The following is a 23,672-nucleotide window of genomic DNA, read 5'->3' as shown; positions in this document are numbered from 1 at the left end:
ATTATTGTGCCCATTGTAAATATGATAATTGAACAAGATTATGATCATTTTATCGCGAGTTTTAAACAACAATTCAATATGGATATCGCTTCGTATAAGCAAGATAGAATGCGCCGTAGAATCGATGCTTTCATTTCGAGAAAAGGCTTTGAAAACTACACTAATTTTTTAAACAAATTACGTGCTGATCAAAATTTATTTTTAAATTTTATTGACTATATTACAATTAACGTTTCAGAGTTTTTTAGAAATAAAGAACGATGGCAAACTTTAGAGTCGAAAGCACTACCAAAATTACTCGAACAAAATAGCGGAAAATTAAAGGTATGGAGTGCCGCTTGCGCTGCTGGTGAAGAACCGTATACACTCTCTTTAATTTTATCAAAGCATCTAGCTCCATTCCGTTTTGAAATTCAAGCAACAGATCTTGATTTTCATATTTTAGAAACCGCAAAACGCGGTCAATATACAGAACGTTCTCTGAAGGAATTACCTAATGATTTGAAAGAACGTCATTTCACAAAAGAGAATGATCTATATTCATTGCATCAAAACATTAAACAAAACGTTACGTTCAAACAACATGACCTTTTAATGCAGTCATTCGATACAAATTATGATTTGATTATTTGTCGCAATGTAATGATATATTTCACAGAAGAAGCAAGAGTAAAACTTTACGAAAAATTTAGTCGTTCTTTACGAAAAGGCGGTGTACTATTTGTTGGTAGTACGGAACAAATTTTAACACCCGAACGTTACAATCTTCAGCGATTTGATACATTCTTCTACGAAAAAATATAAAAAAGGTCGTCACAATGGAGTGACGACCTTTTTACATAACTCGAATTAAAATAATACCGACAATCCATATAAAGAGAAAAAGAAACGTCATAGACCATTTATGTTCTTGCATCGTTTGTTTCAATGCCTGTGATAATTGTGTCATGTTCATTTCCGCAAGCGCTCTCCATACACTTACATCCCGATCTTTAGCAATGCGGTCTGTAACGCTAATTAAAATTGTTTCGTTAGATAATTTCGTTATATACGCAGTAATAACCGTTACCATCAAATTTATATTTCCTTCTGAAGAATCACTTTCCACTCTAGAGATAAGTGCACTCACATCTAGTAAAGGAATATGTACTTTTCTACCAAATGATAGTTGTACTTCAGCGAAATCATATGTTCCATCTAACAAAGGAAGTTCTTTTATATGCGCCTGCTTAACAAGCCCTTGTAGGCTTCTAATTACTTGTTCAAATATTTTTTCTGTTTGCTTACCTTCTCCAGATAACGTGTGTAGCTTTTTAAAAAGTTGTAACACTGTATCCATCTCTTTAGAAAGCATTTCCTTCATAATCTTTCCATCACTTAAACTTGCAAGTAAAATACCTATTTCATTATTTTTCGAAATAATTTTAGACTGTCCAGTAAACACTAAATTGCTACGCTTTCGTTCTTTCTGGATTTCATGTTCCGAAATAGCTGCAGGCTGTTTTAATGGTTGTAGCGTCTTATCTTCAATTGTCGTACGTTTAATCTCCATTTAAGCGCCTCCACTACTATGAAATAATTAGCCCCATTCTTTATTACTCTTTAAAACTAAAAACAGTACGAACAAACCTGACATGATAGTAAATACATCCGAAGCTTGTACTCCCTGTTCACCTTTTTCTTCTTTCTTGTCTTTCGATTCTTCTTTTTGTTCTTTCTTTTTAGAGACAACTTGTTTGTTATTTTTCTCTTTTTGGTCCTTCGCCTTATGTACTTCCTTGTTGTCTTCGAACGGCTCTTTTATAACGTAAGTAAATTCCTCTTTCTCTTTCAACGGTTCTTTTATAAACTTATTTACTTTCTCATCTTGCTTCGGAATTTGAACAACCGGCAATTTTTCTTCTAGAAGCGGGGTTTTGATTTTCAAATCTTCTTGCTTCTCATTTTCTTTCTTATCTTCTAATTCATTTTCTAGTTTATTATCTAATTTCTCTTCTTTCTCTTTCTCTTCTATCTTTTTATCATCTTCGTTTTTTGGCGCCAAAACAGAAATGGTATATTCACTTTCTTCAACAAGTTTATTACCTGCTGTATCTATTATCTCTACAAGTAATTCGTATGGCCCAGCCGGCAATGCTTCTGTTATTTCAAATACTTTTTGCCAATCCATATCATGCTTGTTGTAGTCTAATAAAAACGAAAGCTCTTTATTTTCTTTCCCTTTCAATGTAACGCGCACTTCTTTTACAACCGATTCTATATCTGACGCTTTTACTCGTATATGTATAGAATCTCCCTGTTTTCGTTCAACTAAGTTCTCTTTTACTTCATCAATAGTAACTTTCTGTAACTTTGGCAATTCTTTATCTATAGTTGGCGTTTCATTTTTAATACGAATGAGCGGGACTTTCACTTCATTTTTTACGATTTCTTCTTTCTCATTCTCTTTGTAACTTTGAACGAGCTGAAGATTCCAATCACCTTGCAAATCAAAATCCTCTGCTTTATAGTTAGCAACCCAGCTCTTCGTTTCTTCATCATACTCAAAAGATAGTATTCTTTCTTGCGCATATTGCTCGCCATTTTTTTGTAACTGCAATATACCTTTCATACTTTGAATGTTTTTCCCATTTGGTTCTACAGCAATTCGCACTTCTTCACCAACTTTAAGCTCCTGCTTATTTACTGTAATAATTCCCTGTTCTGTTTCTATCTTTCTTTCATTCAATTGTTTATTTACTACTTCTTGTTGTTCTACTTCTTGTTCTGCTTCTTTTTGTTTCTCTTCATCTTGTTTCGTTTCCACTTGCTCTGAAGATTCTTGAGATTCCTTATTTTCTTCTTGTACATTCACTTCATTTATTTTTTGATCTGACTCAATTTGTTCCTCAGCCTGACTTTGCAAGGGGAAGAACAAGCACACATGTATGCATAGCCAACTCATTAGAAAAAACTTTACGTTTTTCATCTACTAGTTCAAACTCCTATTTCAATGCCTTATAGTGATTTCGTCACTTTTACTCCGAAAAATCCATCTACATTTACAAGTTCACCATACGCCACTAATACATCATTTACATAAATACGAATTGGTTCATCAATATCCTCATCTAGCACAACTGCTTCATTTTCTTGTAAACTTAATATATCTTGAATCGTTTTCACTGTACTTCCAAATACAAATTTCACGTTCATTTCTACATTTTGTAGAATGGACGTGTCCATATATACTGGTTCCATTTGTTTTACTTCTTTAAATTCAATAGGTTGCACAACTGGTTCTACAATTTTTTCTTCTTCAATTTCTTCTGTGGCAATCTCTTCTTCTTCCACCATTGGATACAGAAGTCGCCTTACCATTTCTTTCGCTTCAGAAATTGGCAAAATTTGATACATTTTCGATTGAAGCAGATCGCCAATTTCAAGATTGAACGTAATTTGAACGAGTTCGTCCACTTCCATTGACTCTCCCAAATATTCCATTTCTTCTTTTAACGTTACAAATTTAACATTTGGCGGCGTCATGTCCATTTTTTCTTGGAACATTTCTGACATCGCCGTAGCAGCATGCCCCATCATTTGGTTCATAATTTCTTTAATACCGCTCAGTTCTAATTCAGTAAGCTCTTTTTCTGGGTCAACTTCTCCTGTTCCCATCATCATTAAATCTACCATTGTTAAGGCGACATCTTTCGTAAATACGAATACATTCTCATTCTTTAGCCCTTCAACAAAGTCGACATTTAAAATAACAAATGGTACTGGTACACCATCATAATGACGAACATTGATTGCTTCCACATTTGGTGTACTAATTGTAACTGGCTGATTTAAAAGCGTTGACAATACTGTTGAAGCGGAACCAATTGAAATATTTGCAATTTCACCAAGCACATCTTTCTCTTCTTGTGTTAAATGCTCTTTTTCAACTTGTTCTTCTACAATCTCAGTTTCCACTACTTCTGCTGGTTCGACTGTTTCTTCTACTTCACCAGATAATTGCATTAATTTATTTACCATTTGTTTCGCATGCTCAACTGAAACAATTTGTACAAGTTTAGAGTTTACAAGATTATCTATCTTTAAATCAAACGACACTTTAACAATCGTATGATTCCCATCGATTTCAGAGATTTTCTCCATTTCTTCTGATAACTTTACAACTTTAATCGTCGGCGGAGACATATCTACTGTATCTTGGAAGAATTCCGACATAGATGTAGCTGCGAATCCCATCATTTGATTCATCGCTTCTTGTACAGCACTTAGCTCTAATTCACCAAGTTCTTTTCCGTCCTCCACTTCACCTGTTCCCATCATCATTAAATCAGCAATCGATAATGCAACATCTTGCTTAAGGACAAGAAGGTTTTCCATATCCAATCCTTTTGTAAAATGAATGTTTAATACAACATGTGGAACTTCGACATCTCTTGAATCATATAAATCTACCAACTCTATGCGAGGAGCAGTAATGCTTACTTGCCTATTTAAAATTGTTGATAATACAGTCGAAGCTGAACCAAATGATATATTTGCAATTTCGCCAAGAATATCGCATTCTTGAGGCGTTAAATGCTCATTTTCTTTTTCTAGCACAATCGTGCTCGTATCCCCTTTTGTGTGTTGCTCAGGCATTTTCCCTGCCTCCTCATTTCTGTTTTTCTATCAAATAATATAAACTCTTATTTTATTTTAGCAAACTCATTAGTATAAAACGTTACTATGTATCCCATTATTAGATTCGTAGCAATTAGCCAAAAAGCTCCCCAATTGTATACAAGTGGGGAGCTTTCCTTCATTCCTATTATAAACCTTCTGGGTTTAAAATGAGGACCACTCGTCCATCACCGAGAATCGTCGCACCAGAGAAATAGTTAGAACTCTCTGCAAAGAAGTCACCTAATGACTTTAAGACTATTTCTCTTTGACCGATAATTGTGTTTACAATAAGTCCATAGCTGCGATGTGTATTACGAACAATTAACACAGGAACCATTTGACCATCATATGACGCAAACGCCTCATCTACTGTTTTTTCACCAAATACAGTACTTAAATGTTTCACTTCAATAATTTGATTACGATAATTTAACACATCTTTCCCTTGTAAGGATTGGATGTCTTCTCTCTTAATTCGAATTGCTTCAACGATATTTCCAAGAGGTAAAGCATAACGCTTATCATTCGTTTGAACAAGCATAGATTGAATAATAGACAACGTTAATGGAAGTTCAATTCTAAATGTACTTCCCTTTCCTTCCTCAGAATCAATAATTAAATGTCCACCTAAACTATGAATCGTATGTTTTACAACATCTAATCCGACACCGCGTCCAGAAAGATCTGATACAACTTCAGCTGTACTAAATCCTGGTTGGAAAATAAGATCAAACACTTCACGATCTGTTAATCTATTCGCATCTGCTTCAGTTACAACGCCATTTTTAATCGCTTTTTCTAATACTTTCCCTTTATTAATACCGTTTCCATCATCCGTAATTTGAATAACGACATGATTTCCACTATGAAAGGCTTCTAATTTAATCGTACCTGTCTCATTTTTACCTGCATCACGTCGTTTTTCAACAGTTTCAACACCGTGATCGATTGCATTTCGAATTAAATGAACGAGCGGATCACCGATTTCATCAATAACAATTTTATCTACTTCAGTATCTTCACCTGTAATTTGTAAATCGATTTTTTTCCCTAAATCTTTCGCTAACATACGTACCATACGCGGGAAACGATTGAACACAGTTTCAATCGGCACCATACGCATATTTAATAGTACATTTTGAATATCTTTTGAAATATCGCCTAATCGATTTAAATGTTCAATTAGCTCCTTGTTTTGAATCGTTTGAGCCAATTCATCAATGCGCCCACGTTCAATTACACTTTCTTCAAACATATTCATTAATCTTTCGATTTTCTCTAATTGAACACGAATTGAACGATTCTCCACTTTAGCATTTTTCGTTTTTGTAGTACTTTTAGCTGGCATAGCACTTGAAGGTTGATTCGTTGCCTCTATTGGTGATTCTACCTGCGTAGCCACAGCTGGTTGTAGCTTTTCTTCTACTTGCACAACTTCTTGTGTAACGACTTTTTTAGAAGCTACTTCCTTCGATATAGGTTCTCCTTGCTTTACTTCCACTTTCTCAATTTCAGAAACATGAAGTACTACTTGTTTCAATTCTTCTATACTACAATCCGTATCCATAAATACTGTAAATTCAAATCCGAAAGCATCTGCTTCAATTTCTTCAATACTCGGAGCTGTTTTTTGTATATTCCCTACATTTTGCAATGCTTCAATACACATAATGGCACGTACTGCTTTTAAAATTGCTTGCTGTTCAACTGTTATATGCACTTCATGCGAAACTGCATCATCGTTGTCTATATGATTTTGCTCTATATGTTCCGTAGGAGTTTCTACATTGCCGTTCAATAACGCTTCTAATTTCTGTTTAGTTGAGGCTACATCAATATTGCCCATTCCACCTTGTTGCACATCTGCAACCATCTTCTCCAAATTATCAATGCACTCAAAAATCACATCAATAATATCCGCATTTACAACTATATTTCCATGACGAATTTCATCTAACACATTTTCCATCTTATGCGTTAAATCAGCCATCTCCGTAAATTCCATACTCGCAGACATACCTTTGAATGTATGAGCGGAGCGGAATATTTCTCCCACAACATCCATATCAGCAGGATTTTGCTCTAACACTAGCACATTTTCATTTAGCGACTGTAAATGTTCTTCTGACTCTTCGAAAAATATATTTAATAGATCTGTTTGCATTTTTATCCCCTACCTGTCTAACAAACATTTCATTTATGTATAACAATTTAGTGTTTTATAATGAGAAAAAAGGGGGCCACACGTCGATCTGCTATCACTGTTTTGATTCCTTGTGGCACCCCTTCTATATTAACTATTTGCTACTTTTGTTAAAGCTTCAATTACACGATCGGCTTGGAATGGCTTTACAATAAAGTCTTTTGCCCCGCCCTTAATTGCATCTAATACCATACCTTGTTGTCCCATTGCAGAACAAATAACAACCTTTGCACTTGAATCAATTTTAATAATTTCTTTTAATGCTTCAAGCCCGTCCATTTCTGGCATAGTAATATCTAATGTTACAATATCAGGTTGAAGTTCTTTATACTTTTGAATCGCTTCTATCCCATTCTCTGCTTCGCCGATAACTTCAAAGTCAGCATTACTTTTTAATAAGTTTTTAATCATCGTTCGCATAAACATCGCATCGTCTACTACTAAAATTTTATGTGCCATTCTTTTTAATTCTCTCCTTCTATGTATAAATATATCTTAATATTTCACCTTATCATTCTCACTCATTATACAAAATAAAATGATAAAATTTAATATTTTTTTAAAAGAATTTTCGTATTTTTATTATTTTATTATTAAAATAATAATATACTACTCTTTTATATAAATAACAACGCGACGGTTTTTTTCCCAGTTTTGCGGTGAATCATTTGGTACAATCGGCTTTGTGTCTGCATATCCTACCGCAGCTAGCCTTTTATCATCCACATTATACACTTCAATTAAATGGTGAATCATATTTGCCGCTCGTGCTGAAGATAACTCCCAATTAGAAGGGAATTTCTCGTTATGAATAGGTCTACTATCTGTATGTCCCTCTACAACAATTGGGTTAGGTACGGATTGAAAAAATCCAACTAATTGACTTATTATCCCTTTCGCTTCGGGCTTAACGTTTGCATCGCCTGTATCAAATATTAAATTATCTACTATAACGACGCTTACCCCTGTATCCTCTCGATATACATTCACTTGACTAATACCGTTATTATCTATATACGCTTTCAACTTCTTATATAATTCATCCATTCTCTTTTTTGAGATCATTTTTTCATCATTTTTTTCATGTGAAATATCTGGTATTGTATTTTCCATTACTTTTGCATCTACTTGCCCCGTATCACTAAACTTTTCAAGCATCTTTGACAATTTTACTGCATCTTGCTTTGATGTAGCAACTAGTAATACAAAGAAAGTTAATAATAACATCGTTAAATCTGTAAAAGTCGTCATCCAACGAGGCGATCCCTTTTGCGGTCCTTTACTCATCATACCACTCCTTGAAATATTAGGCTGCTCCTTTTACCTTTCTTACCTTTGTTTCGTATACGTATGTATCCAGTTTCAACTTTAATTTAGAAGGGATTTGTCCACGATACAATTCTGAAATTGCTTCTATTACAAACTTCTTCTCTGTATATAAATCTTCAATACCACGATATACTTTTTCCGCAAGAGGGATTGCAATCATATTTGCAAGTACAGACCCATATAATGTCGTTAACATCGCAACTGCCATCCCTGTACCAATTTGCGATGTATCTTGTAAGTTTTGGAGCATAATGATAAGACCAATTAACGTACCAATCATTCCCCAAGCTGGAGCAAAATCACCAATTTTATCTAATAATGCTGCTCCTTTTCTTAACTCATACACTTCCGTTTCAATATCTTTCAATAACACTTCTTTTAATTCATCTTCATCGTAACCGCTTAACATTAATCGAATTCCTTTTTGAATAAAAGGATTGTCTACTTGCTCTCCATCTACCTCTAAAGAAAGCAAGCCGTTCTTTTTGGACTTTTTCGAAAAATCGACAAACAAATCCGTTAACTGTTCTAAATCTTCTTCTCTTCTATGTAAAACAGTAAAAATGCTTTTCGTATATTTTTTTATTTCTCCAAATCGATATGCCACAACAATTGTCGCTGTTGTTCCCCCTATGACAATTAAAATAGATGAAACATCTAAAAAGTTTTTGAAAGCTTTTATTCCACCGCCGCCAAGCATAATTGCCGCTATCACTATAATGAAACCTACTATAATGCCCACTGGGCTAGAAATATCAAACTTCCTTTTTCTTCTTTGTGGTCTAGCTAATACTTGATTTTTCTCTCCCATATTTCTGCCCTTTCCTTTCCATTTTTATATAACATTTTTTTATTTTAATAATACGTTTTCACATATAACATGTATTATACGCTTATCATCTGTTTATCGCAATATACTCATGAAATTGACACATTTCATTTCTATATTAGAATTATATTATGAATAAATGAGGAGGATCACGATGGAACACAACATTTTACAAGTCATTGCATTAGCAGAAAAACTAAAATATGAAATGCGACATAGCTGGCTTTCCAACGGACGTCAAGAAAGTGTTGCCGAACATACATGGCGTATGTCTCTAATGGCCATTTTAGTTGAACCTTATTTGGATCAAAAAGTAAATATTGAGAAATTACTTAAAATGGTTATTATTCACGACCTAGTCGAAGCCGAAGCTGGTGATATCCCTGCATTTGATACAATGAATAGTCATGAATTACAGCTACAAAAACAAAAAAATGAACTGGAGGCTATTTTAAATATTAAACAAACGTTAACAGGTTCTCTCGGCGAGGAATTATATGACTTATGGATGGAGTTTGAAGCGAAAGAAACGTACGAAGCACAAGTTGCTAATGCACTCGATAAACTTGAGGTGAAAATCCAGCATAACGAAGCTGATATTGATACGTGGCTACCAATTGAACATAAAATGACGTTCCAAGTAGCAAAGCATACAAACTTTGATTCTTTCCTATCTAAATTACAAAAAATTATTGAACAAGATGGAGAAAAGAAGTTAATTGCTGCTGGCATTGATGTTGAGGCATGCAAGCAATAATGAAATAAGACACTCAACAAGAGTGTCTTATTTCATTATTGTTGATATAGCCTGCTTATAAATAAGCTGTTGTTTTCCATCCACTAAGATTAAAACTGTAAATTTATCCACTCCAACAATTTCTCCTACTATTCTAACGCCACTCTTTAAGAAAATTGTAACTGTACCTTTTTCTTCTTTTATTTGTTTATACAATTCTTCCTGTAAATGTTCCAATTACTTTCCTCTCCTTCCTGTGAAACATCTTAATATAAAAAACTATAAATTTCATTTATGCACTTTGTCTTTTATGTTCATAAACTTATTAATAAGTATATCTAAATCACGACTAAATAACAAAACTTTATCATGATCCAATCCGTGTCTCGCAACAAGTTGAATTAACTCTTTCTTTTTGTTTTCTATTTTATTTTTTAATTGTCCCATCTCCATCTCTATACTAAAACTCCCTTTTCCCATAATATTACTTGTAAAATTATAGTACATATTCTCTCATAAAAAAATAAGAAAATGGTTTTTTTTACAATTTTTTATTTTTTATGCCTAAATTATGAATTACGTAAAGGTTTATTTACAAATCACTAACATGCAATCCTAATGAATCTACAGGCATTTGTCTAATTATAAATGAGACTGGCTCGTTTTCTATACAAAAAACATACTGTATATAGTAGTCCATGAACCATATAGATTAACTTACTAAAAAGGAGGAAAACATATGAGTTATGGTGGAAGTTGCGCTGGTTTCGGCGGTGGATTTGCTTTGCTTATCGTACTATTCATCCTTCTAATCATCATCGGATGTAGCTGTTGGGGTGGCGGCGGATACGGATATTAATATATCCTATCCTTGAAAAATGAACGAAAAACTATAGAAAAACAGCTCAAATATGAGCTGTTTTTTTTCATACTTTCGTATGAATTTATATCCCTCTTATTTGCGATTTCAACTAATAAAATATCGTTTAATATGGAGGAAGAAACATTTTACTAAGGAGGATTACAATGATTAAAGGTCTTTACGAAGCACAATTACCTGTTGGACTTCCTACAGAGGAGAAAGTGCATGTAAGCGAATGGAAAAAACAAGTTCAAGCATCATCAATACATAAGGATTAATCTATTTATGTCAGTTTCTTATTCCACACTTCTTAAAACAAATAAAAACTTCAATAAACTATTTTATGGGCAAACATTAAGTGTACTTGGGGATTGGTTCCATACGGTAGCTTTATTAACATTTGTCTACAGCATAACGGAATCGCCGTTTATGATCGCACTTACTTTTATAAGTAAAAGTTTACCACAGCTTCTTCTTAGTCCATTCATAGGCGGAATTGTAGATCGTTTCTCTAAAAAGAATATTATGATTTTTACCGATATTACACGGGGAATTCTAGTCCTTACATACTTACTCGCAGGCTATAAAATTGAGATTATTTTCATTGCTAATATATGTTTATCTGTACTTTCTTGTTTATTTGAACCGGCTAAACAAGCAACCCTAAAAAACATCGTACACCAAAATCATTTCGTAACTGCTAACTCTCTTTCTAGTACAATTAATGGTTTTATGTCTATTATGGGGGCTTCTTTGGGCGGAGTAATTGCACAATCTTTACATATTGAGTTCGCTTTTTTAGTAAATAGCCTATCATACTTTCTTTCAGCCTATTTTATTTATAACATGAGTATTCCTGCTCATGATACTTGTAACAAGAACAAAGCATTTTTCACTGATATAAAAGGTGGTTATACATACATATTACAAACAAAAATCATTTTAACATTAATTCTTGTCGGCATTTCATGGGGGATTATTGGAGGCGCTTATCAACTACTTCTAACGATCTATGCCGAAAAAATTTTCCATACGAACATTGGGATTTTATATACGGTTCAAGGGGCTGGGCTTATGATAGGAAGCCTTCTCGTTAATCTTTATATATCCCATAATAAAGAAAAAATGAAAAAAGTATTCGGTTGGGCCTACTTATTACAAGGAATTTTCTTTCTCGGATTCATTCTATCCGATCAACTTATTATCGGTATCATTACTTTATTCTGTATGCGTATAGCAGGAGGAATTATCGTTCCACTTGATACGACATTACTTCAAACTTACACACACGAAAATATGATAGGTAAAGTTTTTTCATTCCATTATTCTATTTACGGATCTCTTATTCAGTTATCGATGTTTTTTACAGGAGGGCTGTTAGAAATTCTTTCTCCTCAAATGATTGGCTGTTTATTAGCTACATGCTGTATTTTTGTAAGTTTTATATGGCTGTTCTTGTTTTACCGCGGGGATCTCAGTGAATAATTTAATGATAATCAATACATTTTGATCCCACTCATTATTTGTTTCCCCATAATAAAATTGTTTAAAAATACAAGTCAGATTTTTTAGTTAAAGAGCCTTATATGGCAACACTATTTGAGAAAAACTAGATATTTATGTTAAAATACAAATAAGTTTGTGAAATATTGCACTTAAATAATAGACTTTAACTAGTTAAACTTGATTAAATAGGAGGGCTGTTTTGGGTATCACATTCATTTTCATATGTATTATATTAGTGGCTTCTATTTTGCAAGCAAGTACAGGTTTTGGCTTTTCCATAATGGCAACCCCTTTCTTACTTATGTTATTTCTACCACAAGAAGCTATACAAATAAATATTATTTTATCTTTAATTATCTCCATTTCACTCATTTGGAAAATAAGAATGGACGTTGATTTTGTTCTACTGAAAAGGTTTATTTTTGGAAGTATAGTTGGTGTTCCTTTTGGCATTTTAATTTTCATTTCCGTTAACATAAACACTTTTAAATTAGCAGTTAGCATCCTACTCTTACTATTAACATTGTTGCTAATATGCAACGTTAAGGTTAGATCAACACAATCTAGAGATTTCATAGTTGGCGGATTATCTGGTCTTTTAACGACAAGTATCGGTATGCCAGGTCCTCCCCTGTTACTTTATTTTACAGGAACTAATACTGAAAAAGAGAAGTTAAGAGCAACTACATTAGCTTTTTATCTGTTTATATATTTCATTAGTCTAGTAACCCAAATACTCTTTACTGGCACAAACAAAACCATTTGGGAATCAAGTTTTTATGCCATTCCAATTGTATTTTCAGGTTTGTTTATAGGTCAAATTATTTTCAAATGGCTTAATCAACGAATTTTTAAAATATTTACGTATATTCTTTTGAGCTGCACAGGTATATATCTTCTTATTGAAAGTTTGCATTTGTTATAAAAGGTGCTTTAGTTTGTGCCATAACAGATATGTTCAAACAAAATTATTGCTGTATTTTCCGGCAGGGTATTCCATATCAAAACTTAAATAACTTTATTGACAGTTTACAATTAGCAATAATCTTTCTTTCATAAGATAAACATTTCAAATCAAATACTAAATAAAACGATAAACAGCGGCTATTATGCCGCTTTTACTTACTATTGGCATTTCATTCTCATTTTCTATCACTTTTGTAAAAAATTATTAATTTTTATTTCTATGTATATGATAACAAACAAAATACCTAAGTTCAGAAAGAATAAACAACTTTCTGGCCTTAGGTATTTCTCCTTCCCAAAAAGACAAACCTACATCACAGGTTTGCCTCTTTACTCACTTCTTATTTAATCCTTTTTCACTTAAGAACTCTTTCATATGCATTCTTTTTTCTTTAGACATAAACGAACTCATTGATTCCGTCCATGTTACGTTTTTCTTGTTTGATGATCTTTCTTTATAATACGCGCTCATCGTTTCATCATATTCATTTAATAATTCATCATATTTCTTTTCATCATATCCATTTTCATGAAGGATTGCTGCTACTGGTAAACGTGGTTTCACTCCATGATCTTCATCTGGTACGCCGACTGTCATTCCGAATACAGGATATACTTTATCAGGTAAATGAAGCAGTTCACTCACTTCTCTCGGATTATTACGAATACCACCAATATAACAAATACCGTATCCTAGCGATTCTGCTGTTAGTGCTAAGTTTTGCGCAAAAAGCGAAGCATCTACCGTCGCAACGATAAAGTCTTCTACTCCCTCATGCTTTATCTCTGTACTATGTTTTTTACATGCAATTTCAAGTCGTTTTAAATCTGCACAACAAACAAAAAATGCTGCACAGTCCTTCACATGACGATTTCCGGATAGCTCTGCTAGTTTAGCCTTTAATTCCTGATCTGTTACATATATAACAGAATACGCCTGTACAAAATGTGATGAAGCTGCATGTTGCGCAGCGTGCACCATCTTTTCTACTACATCTTTCGGAATTGATTCTTCTTTATATTTACGAACTGAAACATGTTGCTCCATCTTATGTATGATCTCATTCATGAAAATCACTCCTTTTTTCTCTTCATAATGAAAAATTAACATATCTTTTTCAATTTTCACAACTTATAAGCACAAAAAGAGCAATTCTTTTTGAATTACTCTTTTTTAAAACGTTTATCGATACGGTAAATGAAATTATACTTATCTTATTACGCCGTTTTCAAAACTTTAATACCTTTTACGATATTCCAAATGAAGTAGTAAATTCCTACAAGAATGAACACTGCATATGTGATAGCCATTCCAATTCCAGCACCGTCAGATTGATTGAAACCTAAACCGTACATGCCTGATACTGCTAGTCCTCCAAATAAGATTGCGTATGGGAAAACATGTGACCAAAATGCTTTTTTCGCGTGATACTTCACTTCATCTTCTGCAACAAAGTACACGATAATTGGTAGTAAAAATGGTGCAAAAAAGATACTAAAGTAACATAACGAAGATAAAATATTATTTCCTTTCATCCGATTCACCTCTAAATAGTTTTTGTTACCTTCATTATGTCAGGAAATCATTCTAGAAACTATCGCTTTACCTTTCACGAACGTGACATATTTGTAAGATTTTCCTCAAACTAAATCCCGCCTGAAGTTTCAGACGGGATCACTTTCACTATATTCGATTCATAAACCAATACTGTGTAATTGCTAAATATTCTCGTATATTCGATGGAATGATGATTGGTTTCGGTGTTTTTGCCGGAAGACCTTCTAATTGTAAACCTTGTTTGGCCGCTATTTTTTTCGCTCTAAACATGTGAAAATCGTTTGTTACGATCATACCTTTTTTCATACCGGCTGGAATTAACGGTTTTGAGAATGTAATATTCTCATCTGTACTCGTAGATTTGTCCTCCATTATAATGCGGTCTTCTGCGATATTTTGTTTTATTAGTCCTTGTTTCATTGCTAATGCTTCTGAAATGTCTTCGCCTTTTCCTTGTCCTCCAGATACGATAGCGATTGTTTTCTCATGTGATTTTAAATATTCAGCTGCTTTATCAATACGATATTGCAATGAATAAGATGGTTTCGTCCCATTTACTTTCGATCCTAGTACAATTATGTAATCAGCATCGTAGGTTGCATTCATATGCCCATGCTTATAAATGTGATATTGTAAAAACCCCGCATACACGGCGCAAATCATTATAACAACTAAAATACCCTTCATTATTTTCTTCTTTCTCATATTCATATACTCCTATTTTCTTTTACTTCCTTCATGATAATATCCATTTATTTGTTTGTATACAGACAGATTCCAATAAACCCTAATTTATCCTCTGAAAGGTAATATTTATATTACTTTCGGGAATAGTAAGTACAACTTTACACGAAGGAGTGTCTCTATTGCTTCTCTTTTTATGTAACGTGTCGTTCTTTTTTATCTTATTTTTACTATCGCTTAAGTTACTCGGTAAATCCGCATTAGCACAACTAACTCCTCATGATTTTGGGGCTATAATCTTTTTATCTTATTTAGCTTTCCAGGCCATACCCGTCTCTGGTGCTTTACAAGCATTTCTCGGTATGGTTGTTATCACATGTTTACATTTACTTCTTACAAAATTAAGCCTATTCAACAAACTAAATCGTTTTATTCTTGGACACCCTATCATTTTAATTAAACATGGTGATATTATTTTTGAGAACTTACAAAAAAGTAGATACCCCATTGCAGAACTACTTTCTAATCTTCGCGTTGCAGGATATCCAAGTGTTCATGAAATTGAATACGCTATTTTAGAAGCGAACGGCGCTATTAGTATTTTACCAAAAAGAGAACTTGTACCATTAACTCCAAAAGATTTAAACATAGAAGTTAAGTATGCTGGATTACCAATTGCACTTATCGTCGATTCACAAATTCAATACGATAACTTAAAGTTAATACATAAAGATGAAAAATGGTTATATAAAGAATTAAAAGAAAAAGGAATTACAAATATTAAAAACGTTGCCTTTGCTTCTGTTCAAGAAACAGATGGATCTTTTGCGATTAGTTTAAAGGAATAAAAAATCCCCTTAATTGCTTAAGGGGATTTTCTTCATCATATCGCTTCTTTCTCTCCTGCCATATTTAATGGCACAGGATGTTTCATGCGATTCATCGTAAATACGATAATTGCTGTCATTACTTCAGCAACTGGCATAACGAGCCAAATTCCATTTATACCAAATAATTTCGGCATAATCCATAACAATGGAATAATAAATAGTAATCCTCGGCTCATTATAATAAGTACTGATTTCTTCGTTTGTCGCACTGATTGGAAATACTCTCCATACACAATGTTATAACCTAAAAATACGTATTGGATAAAGAATAAGCTAATACCTGTTAAGGTTAACTCCAATAATTCTGGAGATTGAACATCAAATAAACCAATGATATATTTCCCGAAGAATAATCCGACAATTATCGCAATGCCTCCGAGGACAACTGCAATTTTCACAGCAAACTTCAATCCTTCACGAAGTCTCTCTGATAAATTTGCCCCATAATGGAAACTAGCAATTGGCTGTAATGCTGCTCCAACACCAAAGAATAATAGTAATGTCATTGCATGAATACTATTCACCATCGCATAGGAAGCTACTCCTACTTCTCCTGCATATTGGACGAATGCGATATTAAAACCAATCGTTACGATTGCAACCGTACTTTCTGCTGTAAAACTTGGGAAACCAATCACCATAATTTGTTTGACAGTATCCCATTCAAAATGGAATTTCGTCCACTTTAAAATACTACTTTTTCTAAAGAAATGAGTTAATAATACAAGGAAACCAATCGCTGCCGAAAGAATAGTCGCTGAAGCAGCACCTGTTACGCCCCATCCAAAGATAAAAATAAAGATATAGTCAAACACTATATTTAATACAGCTGTTACAACAAGACCAGCCATTGCTAAATTAGGATTTCCATCATTTCGTATGAATGTACTTAAAATATTTTCTAAAACGTATATCATTCCAAATGTTAATAATACGTGTAAATAGTCTAACGCATATGGTAGAATCACTTCATTTGCACCAAATAAATATGCTAAATCTTCTATTCTCCATAAGCAAATCGCTGCTAAAATCCCTACGATAACAACTGCTACCGTCATGGATTGAGTAAAAATAGACCTTGCTCTTTCTCGTTTATTTTCGCCTAATGCAATGGAGTATAACGTTGCCCCGCCCATTCCGATCCATAATGAAATAGAGAAGAAAATCGAAAATGCTGGAATAGCCACGTTCACTCCTGCTAAACCGTTCGCCCCAACTCCTCTACTAATCATGACCGCGTCAATTACAATATTCACTGACATTAATACCATTCCAAGAACGGCTGGTATTAAATAAGAAATAAATAAGCTTTTTATCGGTTTTTCTCTTAATTTTTCTGTTGCTTCCATACTCTAATATGCTCCTTTTTTTCAACTCTCTTTTCTTAGTTTAAACCTTCAAGTAACTTGAAGGTCAAGAGAGAATTAAAAAACAGGTAACTGACTTATACTAATGAATGAAAATTTGTAATCAATTCAAAGGTTTTCATCTTATTTTTTCACTACAGGAATTTGAATTTCTGTTACTTGCTCCTCTGGATTTTCTGTTACAGACCAATCAATCAATCCAATCTCAATCGAATCTCCATGTACTTCGTAACCTTCTTTATCAATGTATGTAAGTAACTCCTTGTACGTTGCATCTGTTTCTTCATACGGTCCATGATGATAAGAGCAAGCATATAAACCTTCTTTAATTTCATCTGAAGTATGCACTTCATACGGCATATAATCCAAAAGAATAAATACACTGCTATATGCTTGAAACTCATTTTGCATTAATCCTTTTTTCGCAACAGTTACACCAATATCTCCAGAAAATAAACTATCATCCATTTGCCTCATATTTTTTTGTAACGAATGGATGTAGTACTCAAACATATCATCCGTCGTATTTGGAGCAACCGCAATTGCTGTAATTTTTCGCTGCGGAATCTCTTTAATTACCATTTGTTCAGCTTTTGCTTTTGTTGCTTTCTTAATTAAATGAATTCTATGCTCCATTTTCGCCAAAGCATACTCAATTTCTCTTTGTTTCTTCAGCATCATCTCTTGTTGTTTTTCCAGTAAATTGATTGCGTATGCTGGATTTCTTTCATCAATATATTTCTTAATTTCCTTTAACGGAATATTTAACTGGCGTAAAAATTTAATCGTATCTAACAGTGAAAATTGATCGATTGTATAATAACGATAATTCGTTTGAGGATCCACAATGGACGGATGAAAAATTCCTTTTTCATCATAATACCTTAATGTAGATTCTGCGATATTATGCATTTTCGCCATTTCTCCAATTGTAAAACGTTTATTTAATAACATCTTTTATTTCCTTCCATTTCTATTTATTTCATTATATGTTCATTTTCTCTTCAAAACAAAAAAGAATTCCCATACGAGAATTCTTTTTTACTATTAAACCTCTATTATTATAGGAAGAATCATCGGCTTTCGTTTTGTATTTGTATATATATACTTCCCTAATGCTTCTCTTACCTCCCTTTTCAAAATACCCCAGCTATTCACATTCTCTTTCTTTAAATTATTAATCGTAATAACAGCTAATTTATTTAATTCTCTTAGAAATTCTTCTGAATCACGGACATAGACAAATCCACGAGAAATAATATCTGGACCTGAAATTATTTCTCCATCCACTTTATTAAAAGTAATAACTATAACGAGCATTCCATCTTCTGAAAGTTGTTTACGATCACGTAATAATGCATTTCCAACATCTCCAATTCCTAATCCATCTACATATATATTTCCTGCCTGTATTCTTCTAGATTGAATTGCCACTTCATTACTTATATCTACAACATCTCCATTACGTACGATAAAGATATTTTCCTTTTCAATACCAATTGATTCTGCTAACAAACTATGATGATGTAGCATTCTAAACTCTCCATGAATTGGAATAAAATATTTTGGCTTCATTAATGTAAGCATTAACTTCAACTCTTCTTGATATGCATGACCGGATACATGCACTCCAGTAGAACTACCTGATCCGTAAATCACCTTTGCTCCTAATGCAAATAAATTATCGATAATTCGAGAAACGTTACGTTCATTTCCTGGGATAGGGGTCGCGGCTATAATAACCGTATCTTCTGGTAAAATATCCACTTGTCTATAGTTTCCACTAGCTAAACGCGCTAAAGCTGCCATTGGTTCTCCTTGACTTCCTGTACAAAGTATTGCAACCTGCTTTGGATCTAAACGATTTACCTCATTTGCTTCAATCAACATACCTTCTGGAATATGTAAATAACCTTTCTCTAGAGCAACCTCTACTACATTTACCATACTTCTCCCTAGCAAAGCTAGTTTTCGATTTGTTTTTATACATGCTTCAACTATTTGCTGAACACGATTCACATTAGAAGCAAACGTAGAAATAATTACTTTTCTATTTGCTTTCATAAATATTTCCTCTATCCGTTCTCCTACTGACCTTTCTGATGGAGTAAAACCTGGACGTTCTGCATTTGTGCTTTCAGATAATAAAGCTAGTACACCTTCACTTCCTATTTTAGCCATTTTATGAATATCAGGATGTTGATTATTTACTGGTGTTAAATCAAATTTAAAATCACCTGTATGTACTACAGTACCTTCTGGTGTATGAAAAACAATACCGAGACAATCCGGAATACTGTGGTTCGTTTTAAAAAAAGTTGCCTTAATAGAACCACAATCAATTTCTGATTCTGAATGAATAACGATTAATTCCGTATCATTTTGAAGATTGTGTTCCTTTAATTTAATTTCAATTAAACCTAACGTTAACTTTGTTGCATAGATTGGTACATTTAGTTGTTTTAAAAAATATGGTATTCCGCCAATATGGTCCTCATGCCCGTGCGTTACTATTAAACCGCGAATTTTTTCTTTATTTTCTTGCAAATATGTGACATCTGGAATTATTAAATCAATCCCTAATAAACTTTCATCTGGAAATTTAGATCCACAATCAATGACGACAATATCATTTTCATATTGGATAGCATACATATTTTTTCCTATTTCATTTACTCCACCTAAAGCAACAATAGACAAGTTATTTTTTAATGCCTTCAAATTATAAATCCTCCCTTTCACAGTTATAGTTCGTGAAATAGTATGTAGAATTTATTATTTGTAATGGAAAAGGACTTCATACTATTTTATACATATAAAATTCACACACTACTCTTACACCTATATCCCAATAAGACAGCTTCTTCCTCAAAAAGCTCCCATTTTTTCATTGATTTTTTATAAAATCTATTATATATTAATTACAGGTTCAAATTACGAGTTCAAAAGAACTTGTAATCAGACCCTTTTGTTTAATGGGTTTTACATATTTTCATTAGGCAAATTCCGAGAAATCGTATGATAAAATTAAAAATGACGAGGAGAGGATCAGATGGAATTCGAATTTTTCTTTCAAATTGCACTTATTTTATTAAGTACAAAGCTTGCTGGTGATCTTAGTGTTAGATTAGGTCAACCTTCTGTACTAGGTAAATTAATTGTCGGTATCGTTATCGGTCCAGCTGTATTAGGTTGGATTGAAAATTCAGAGCTTCTAACTCAATTAAGTAATGTCGGGGTTATTCTCTTAATGTTTATGGCTGGACTTGAAACAGACTTAGAAGAATTAAACGCAAATCGTAATTCTTCTTTAGCAGTTGCACTCGGAGGTATCATTCTTCCATTCGTAGGTGGTTACGTTTCCGGCCTTATTATGGGAATGGAACAAGGAAACGCTGTATTCTTAGGATTACTTTTATGTGCGACAAGTGTTAGTATTTCCGTTCAAACACTTCGCGATTTAGGAAAGATGAAAACACGTGAAAGTACAACTATGCTAGGCGCAGCTGTATTTGATGACATTCTTGTCGTTATTTTATTAGCATTTGCAATGAGCTTCTTAGGTACTGATGATGTTAACTTAACAATGGTTATCTTGAAGAAAGTAGTATTCTTCGCTTCTATTATTTTAATCGGATGGAAAGGTGTTCCTGCGATTATGCGCTGGTTATCACCACTGCGCGTATCTGAGTCTATCGTGAGCGCGGCCCTTATCATCTGTTTCTCATTCGCATATTTCGGCGAATTATTAGGAATTGCTGGTATTATCGGTGCTTTCGCTGCTGGTATTGCAATTTCTCAAACAAACTACAAACATGAAGTAGAAAAGAAAGTAGAACCCATTGCTTACGCTATGTTCGTTCCAGTATTCTTCGTTAGTATCGGTATGAATATTACATTTGACGGTATCGGCAATCAAATTTGGTTCATCTTAGCATTAACTGTTATCGCTGTATTAACGAAATTAATCGGCTGTGGATTCGGTGCACGAATGACTGGATTTGACGCTAAGTCTTCTGCAATTATCGGCGCTGGAATGGTTTCTCGTGGTGAAGTTGCACTTATCATTGCAGGAACAGGACTTTCTTCAGGTCTATTGGCACAAGATTACTTTACAGCAATCGTTATTGTCGTTATTTTAACTACAATGATTACACCACCAATGTTAAAATACACTTTTGGTGCAAAAGATAAAGCAATGAAAGCAAGTAAATAAGTTTACTATAATAAAAGGAGATTGCTATTTTATAAGATAGCAATCTCCTTTTTGTTTTATCTTTAAACAATCTCGTTCTTTTTTAACCATTTTTCAAAAATAGTTCGTGCTTCTTCATCATTGATATCATTACTAAATGAATACACCTTAATACCATAATCATCTATATATTCACCCAGTTTCATTTCCTCCACTTTCTTATAAAAATTGTCTGCCTCATAGTGCGGAAGATAAGCATCCCAAACTGGTTCATTTATTCTTTTGTACGCCGTCACTTCTAAATTATATCCGTCTTCATAATATCCGATGTGATAATGTTTGTTCGGATCATATTTATCCATTAAAAGTCCCCTCCTACTAAACAAAAGCGAGCCTTATATTAAAGCTCGCTCCTCTCTCTATTTATTAAATACGTTCCATCGCCGTCTTCAACGTTCCAACAACAAAGGCAATTTCTTCACTTGAAATAATAAGCGGCGGTGCTAATGTTAAGACGTTATTATACCCTGCTGTTGTCATACCATTGCGTCCTATAATTAAGCCCTTTTCTTTACAAGCATTTACAACACTTGCAATTTTGTCGTTATCAATTGGCTCTTTCGTCTCTTTATCATTTACTAATTCAATTCCAACTAATAGGCCTTTTCCTCTAATATTCCCAACAAGCGGATGTTCCCCAATTTCATCTTTTAGTTGCTCTAATAAAAGGGAACCCATTTGCGCAGATCGCTCGATTAAATTTTCATTTTCCATAATCTCTAAGTTTTTAAGCGCTAATGCACAAGCTGCTGGATTTCCACCAAATGTATTAATATGGCGGAAGAATTCATATTCTCCTTTACCTTTAAAAGCCTCATATATTTCTTTTTTCACAGCTGTTGCAGATAATGGTAAATATGCGCTCGTAATGCCCTTTGCCATTGTAATAATATCTGGCTTCACATCATAATTCATAAACCCAAATGCTTTTCCTGTACGACCGAAACCGCAAATTACTTCATCACTAATAAGCAAGGCACCGTGTTTTTGACACGTCTCATGAACAGCTTTCATATAGTCTTGTGGTGGCATTAATATGCCCCCGCCTGTAATAATTGGTTCCATAATAAAAGCGGCAATTGTTTCACTTAATTCCCACGTCATAACACGATCGACTTCTTTCACACATTCTACATCATAAATATGCTGCCCTTCAATCCCAGGCATACGGTAACAATCCGGTGGTGTTACGTGTAAAAAACCTGAAGCAAACGGTTCATATTGATATCTACGCTGCGCTTGTCCCGTCGCTGCCATTGTCGCCATTGTATTCCCATGATACCCACGATAACGTGACATAAATTTATAACGATGTGGTTCACCTTTTTGAGCATAGTATTGTCTTGCTATTTTAAAAGCAGTTTCGTTCGCTTCTGAACCACTATTTGAGAAGAAAATAACATACTCTCCCCCAAGCCACTCATTTAACTTTTCAGCAAGCTTTATAGCTGGCTCATGGGATTGTGACATTGGAAAGTATGATAATGTTTGTAATTGCTTATAAGCCGCTTCTGCGAGCTCCTTTCTTCCATATCCACTATTGACACACCAAAGGCCACTCATACCATCTAAATATCTTTTTCCTTGTATATCTTCAACCCAGCACCCTTCAGCTTTTGCCCCTACCATTGTACTATTTGGACTAAAGGGACGCATTCCGTGCCAAACATATTGCTCATCTTTTGCTAATAATTCATCAGTTTGCTTCGTTTTCATCATTACTTCCACCTTCCATAACAACTTATTTTTCACAAAAGCTGCGCTGGTGCCATGATGACTTAAATTTCTCCCTGCTATTTTCATTCCACAAAATTAAGACAAATCC

At 33.7% G+C, this 23,672-nt stretch carries 24 protein-coding genes; 7 read left to right on the top strand and 17 right to left on the bottom strand.

Annotation, left to right across the window (positions count from 1 at the left end):
• Positions 1–21 precede the first annotated feature (21 nt).
• Positions 22–804: a protein-glutamate O-methyltransferase CheR gene (cheR, locus tag DN399_RS08080; protein ID WP_044783890.1), complete on the top strand. Its 783-nt coding sequence runs from the start codon at positions 22–24 to the stop codon at positions 802–804.
• Positions 805–835: 31 nt separating this feature from the next.
• Here the strand turns inward: cheR and DN399_RS08075 are convergent, their stop codons facing one another.
• From DN399_RS08075 to DN399_RS08045, 7 genes are all read right to left on the bottom strand, one after another.
• A complete protein-coding gene (locus tag DN399_RS08075) occupies positions 836–1,552 on the bottom strand; it encodes a hypothetical protein (RefSeq protein WP_069604187.1) in 717 nt (238 codons plus the stop codon).
• A gap of 27 nt (positions 1,553–1,579) precedes the next feature.
• A complete protein-coding gene (locus tag DN399_RS08070) occupies positions 1,580–2,968 on the bottom strand; it encodes a transglycosylase (protein ID WP_149149453.1) in 1,389 nt (462 codons plus the stop codon).
• A gap of 29 nt (positions 2,969–2,997) precedes the next feature.
• Entirely contained in the window at positions 2,998–4,638 is a 1,641-nt protein-coding gene (locus DN399_RS08065; RefSeq protein ID WP_086409068.1) for a flagellar motor switch protein, read from the bottom strand.
• A 169-nt stretch (positions 4,639–4,807) separates the two neighbouring features.
• Positions 4,808–6,826 carry a chemotaxis protein CheA gene (locus DN399_RS08060; RefSeq protein WP_001192608.1) on the bottom strand — a complete coding sequence of 673 codons (2,019 nt, stop codon included), beginning with the start codon at positions 6,824–6,826 and terminating at the stop codon, positions 4,808–4,810.
• 129 nt (positions 6,827–6,955) lie between these two features.
• The gene (locus DN399_RS08055) at positions 6,956–7,324 is read right to left on the bottom strand and encodes a response regulator (RefSeq protein WP_046392536.1); all 369 of its coding nucleotides are present in this window, start codon (positions 7,322–7,324) and stop codon (positions 6,956–6,958) included.
• A gap of 150 nt (positions 7,325–7,474) precedes the next feature.
• Positions 7,475–8,152, bottom strand: coding sequence for an OmpA family protein (locus tag DN399_RS08050; protein WP_149149452.1), 678 nt, complete (start codon positions 8,150–8,152; stop codon positions 7,475–7,477).
• A gap of 19 nt (positions 8,153–8,171) precedes the next feature.
• Entirely contained in the window at positions 8,172–9,005 is an 834-nt protein-coding gene (locus tag DN399_RS08045) for a flagellar motor protein MotP (RefSeq protein ID WP_149149451.1), read from the bottom strand.
• Positions 9,006–9,177: 172 nt separating this feature from the next.
• Between DN399_RS08045 and DN399_RS08040 the strand changes: the two genes are divergently transcribed.
• A complete protein-coding gene (locus DN399_RS08040) occupies positions 9,178–9,780 on the top strand; it encodes an HD domain-containing protein (protein WP_025688340.1) in 603 nt (200 codons plus the stop codon).
• Positions 9,781–9,807: 27 nt separating this feature from the next.
• Here DN399_RS08040 and hfq read toward each other — a convergent pair whose 3' ends face one another.
• Together hfq and DN399_RS08030 are read right to left on the bottom strand one after the other, a co-directional pair.
• Positions 9,808–9,996 (bottom strand): RNA chaperone Hfq, encoded by a 189-nt coding sequence (gene hfq, locus DN399_RS08035; protein WP_025688342.1) that lies wholly within the window; start codon positions 9,994–9,996, stop codon positions 9,808–9,810.
• A 51-nt stretch (positions 9,997–10,047) separates the two neighbouring features.
• On the bottom strand, positions 10,048–10,266 hold the full coding sequence (locus DN399_RS08030) for an aspartyl-phosphate phosphatase Spo0E family protein (RefSeq protein WP_000291688.1): 219 nt from the start codon (positions 10,264–10,266) through the stop codon (positions 10,048–10,050).
• Positions 10,267–10,498: 232 nt separating this feature from the next.
• Between DN399_RS08030 and DN399_RS08025 the strand changes: the two genes are divergently transcribed.
• The 3 genes from DN399_RS08025 to DN399_RS08015 all read left to right on the top strand — a co-directional run bounded on the left by DN399_RS08025 (position 10,499) and on the right by DN399_RS08015 (position 13,052).
• Entirely contained in the window at positions 10,499–10,618 is a 120-nt protein-coding gene (locus DN399_RS08025) for a YjcZ family sporulation protein (protein ID WP_000120179.1), read from the top strand.
• A gap of 288 nt (positions 10,619–10,906) precedes the next feature.
• A complete protein-coding gene (locus tag DN399_RS08020) occupies positions 10,907–12,106 on the top strand; it encodes an MFS transporter (RefSeq protein ID WP_149149450.1) in 1,200 nt (399 codons plus the stop codon).
• A gap of 220 nt (positions 12,107–12,326) precedes the next feature.
• On the top strand, positions 12,327–13,052 hold the full coding sequence (locus DN399_RS08015) for a sulfite exporter TauE/SafE family protein (protein WP_076876097.1): 726 nt from the start codon (positions 12,327–12,329) through the stop codon (positions 13,050–13,052).
• A 375-nt stretch (positions 13,053–13,427) separates the two neighbouring features.
• On the opposite strand, the gene nfsA is transcribed toward DN399_RS08015, so the two are convergent.
• The 3 genes from nfsA to DN399_RS08000 all read right to left on the bottom strand — a co-directional run bounded on the left by nfsA (position 13,428) and on the right by DN399_RS08000 (position 15,356).
• Positions 13,428–14,162, bottom strand: coding sequence for an oxygen-insensitive NADPH nitroreductase (nfsA, locus tag DN399_RS08010; RefSeq protein ID WP_149149449.1), 735 nt, complete (start codon positions 14,160–14,162; stop codon positions 13,428–13,430).
• Between the two features lie 149 nt (positions 14,163–14,311).
• Positions 14,312–14,629 carry a magnetosome magnetite crystal formation protein family gene (locus DN399_RS08005; RefSeq protein ID WP_000678055.1) on the bottom strand — a complete coding sequence of 106 codons (318 nt, stop codon included), beginning with the start codon at positions 14,627–14,629 and terminating at the stop codon, positions 14,312–14,314.
• Positions 14,630–14,777: 148 nt separating this feature from the next.
• Positions 14,778–15,356 (bottom strand): YdcF family protein, encoded by a 579-nt coding sequence (locus DN399_RS08000; RefSeq protein WP_149149448.1) that lies wholly within the window; start codon positions 15,354–15,356, stop codon positions 14,778–14,780.
• A gap of 161 nt (positions 15,357–15,517) precedes the next feature.
• On the opposite strand from DN399_RS08000, the gene DN399_RS07995 reads away from it, so the two are divergent.
• The gene (locus DN399_RS07995; protein WP_000923924.1) at positions 15,518–16,183 is read left to right on the top strand and encodes a DUF421 domain-containing protein; all 666 of its coding nucleotides are present in this window, start codon (positions 15,518–15,520) and stop codon (positions 16,181–16,183) included.
• Positions 16,184–16,218: 35 nt separating this feature from the next.
• On the opposite strand, the gene DN399_RS07990 is transcribed toward DN399_RS07995, so the two are convergent.
• The 3 genes from DN399_RS07990 to DN399_RS07980 all read right to left on the bottom strand — a co-directional run bounded on the left by DN399_RS07990 (position 16,219) and on the right by DN399_RS07980 (position 20,313).
• Positions 16,219–17,574 carry an MATE family efflux transporter gene (locus tag DN399_RS07990; protein ID WP_000388389.1) on the bottom strand — a complete coding sequence of 452 codons (1,356 nt, stop codon included), beginning with the start codon at positions 17,572–17,574 and terminating at the stop codon, positions 16,219–16,221.
• Positions 17,575–17,715: 141 nt separating this feature from the next.
• On the bottom strand, positions 17,716–18,546 hold the full coding sequence (locus DN399_RS07985; protein WP_149149447.1) for a MerR family transcriptional regulator: 831 nt from the start codon (positions 18,544–18,546) through the stop codon (positions 17,716–17,718).
• A gap of 93 nt (positions 18,547–18,639) precedes the next feature.
• Positions 18,640–20,313, bottom strand: coding sequence for a ribonuclease J (locus tag DN399_RS07980; protein WP_000645618.1), 1,674 nt, complete (start codon positions 20,311–20,313; stop codon positions 18,640–18,642).
• 331 nt (positions 20,314–20,644) lie between these two features.
• On the opposite strand from DN399_RS07980, the gene DN399_RS07975 reads away from it, so the two are divergent.
• A complete protein-coding gene (locus tag DN399_RS07975) occupies positions 20,645–21,808 on the top strand; it encodes a cation:proton antiporter (RefSeq protein WP_000393889.1) in 1,164 nt (387 codons plus the stop codon).
• Between the two features lie 62 nt (positions 21,809–21,870).
• On the opposite strand, the gene DN399_RS07970 is transcribed toward DN399_RS07975, so the two are convergent.
• Entirely contained in the window at positions 21,871–22,149 is a 279-nt protein-coding gene (locus tag DN399_RS07970) for a DUF3986 family protein (RefSeq protein ID WP_149149446.1), read from the bottom strand.
• A gap of 64 nt (positions 22,150–22,213) precedes the next feature.
• Complete coding sequence (locus DN399_RS07965) at positions 22,214–23,563, bottom strand: aspartate aminotransferase family protein (protein WP_000850964.1); 1,350 nt, start codon at positions 23,561–23,563, stop codon at positions 22,214–22,216.
• Between the last annotated feature and the right edge of the window lie 109 nt (positions 23,564–23,672).

Origin of the sequence: Bacillus sp. AR4-2 (assembly GCF_008274865.1) — a bacterium.
Lineage (GTDB): Bacteria > Bacillota > Bacilli > Bacillales > Bacillaceae_G > Bacillus_A > Bacillus_A cereus.
The sequence above is the reverse complement of the archived record's forward strand: the minus strand, read 5'-3'. Positions and strand labels throughout refer to the sequence as shown.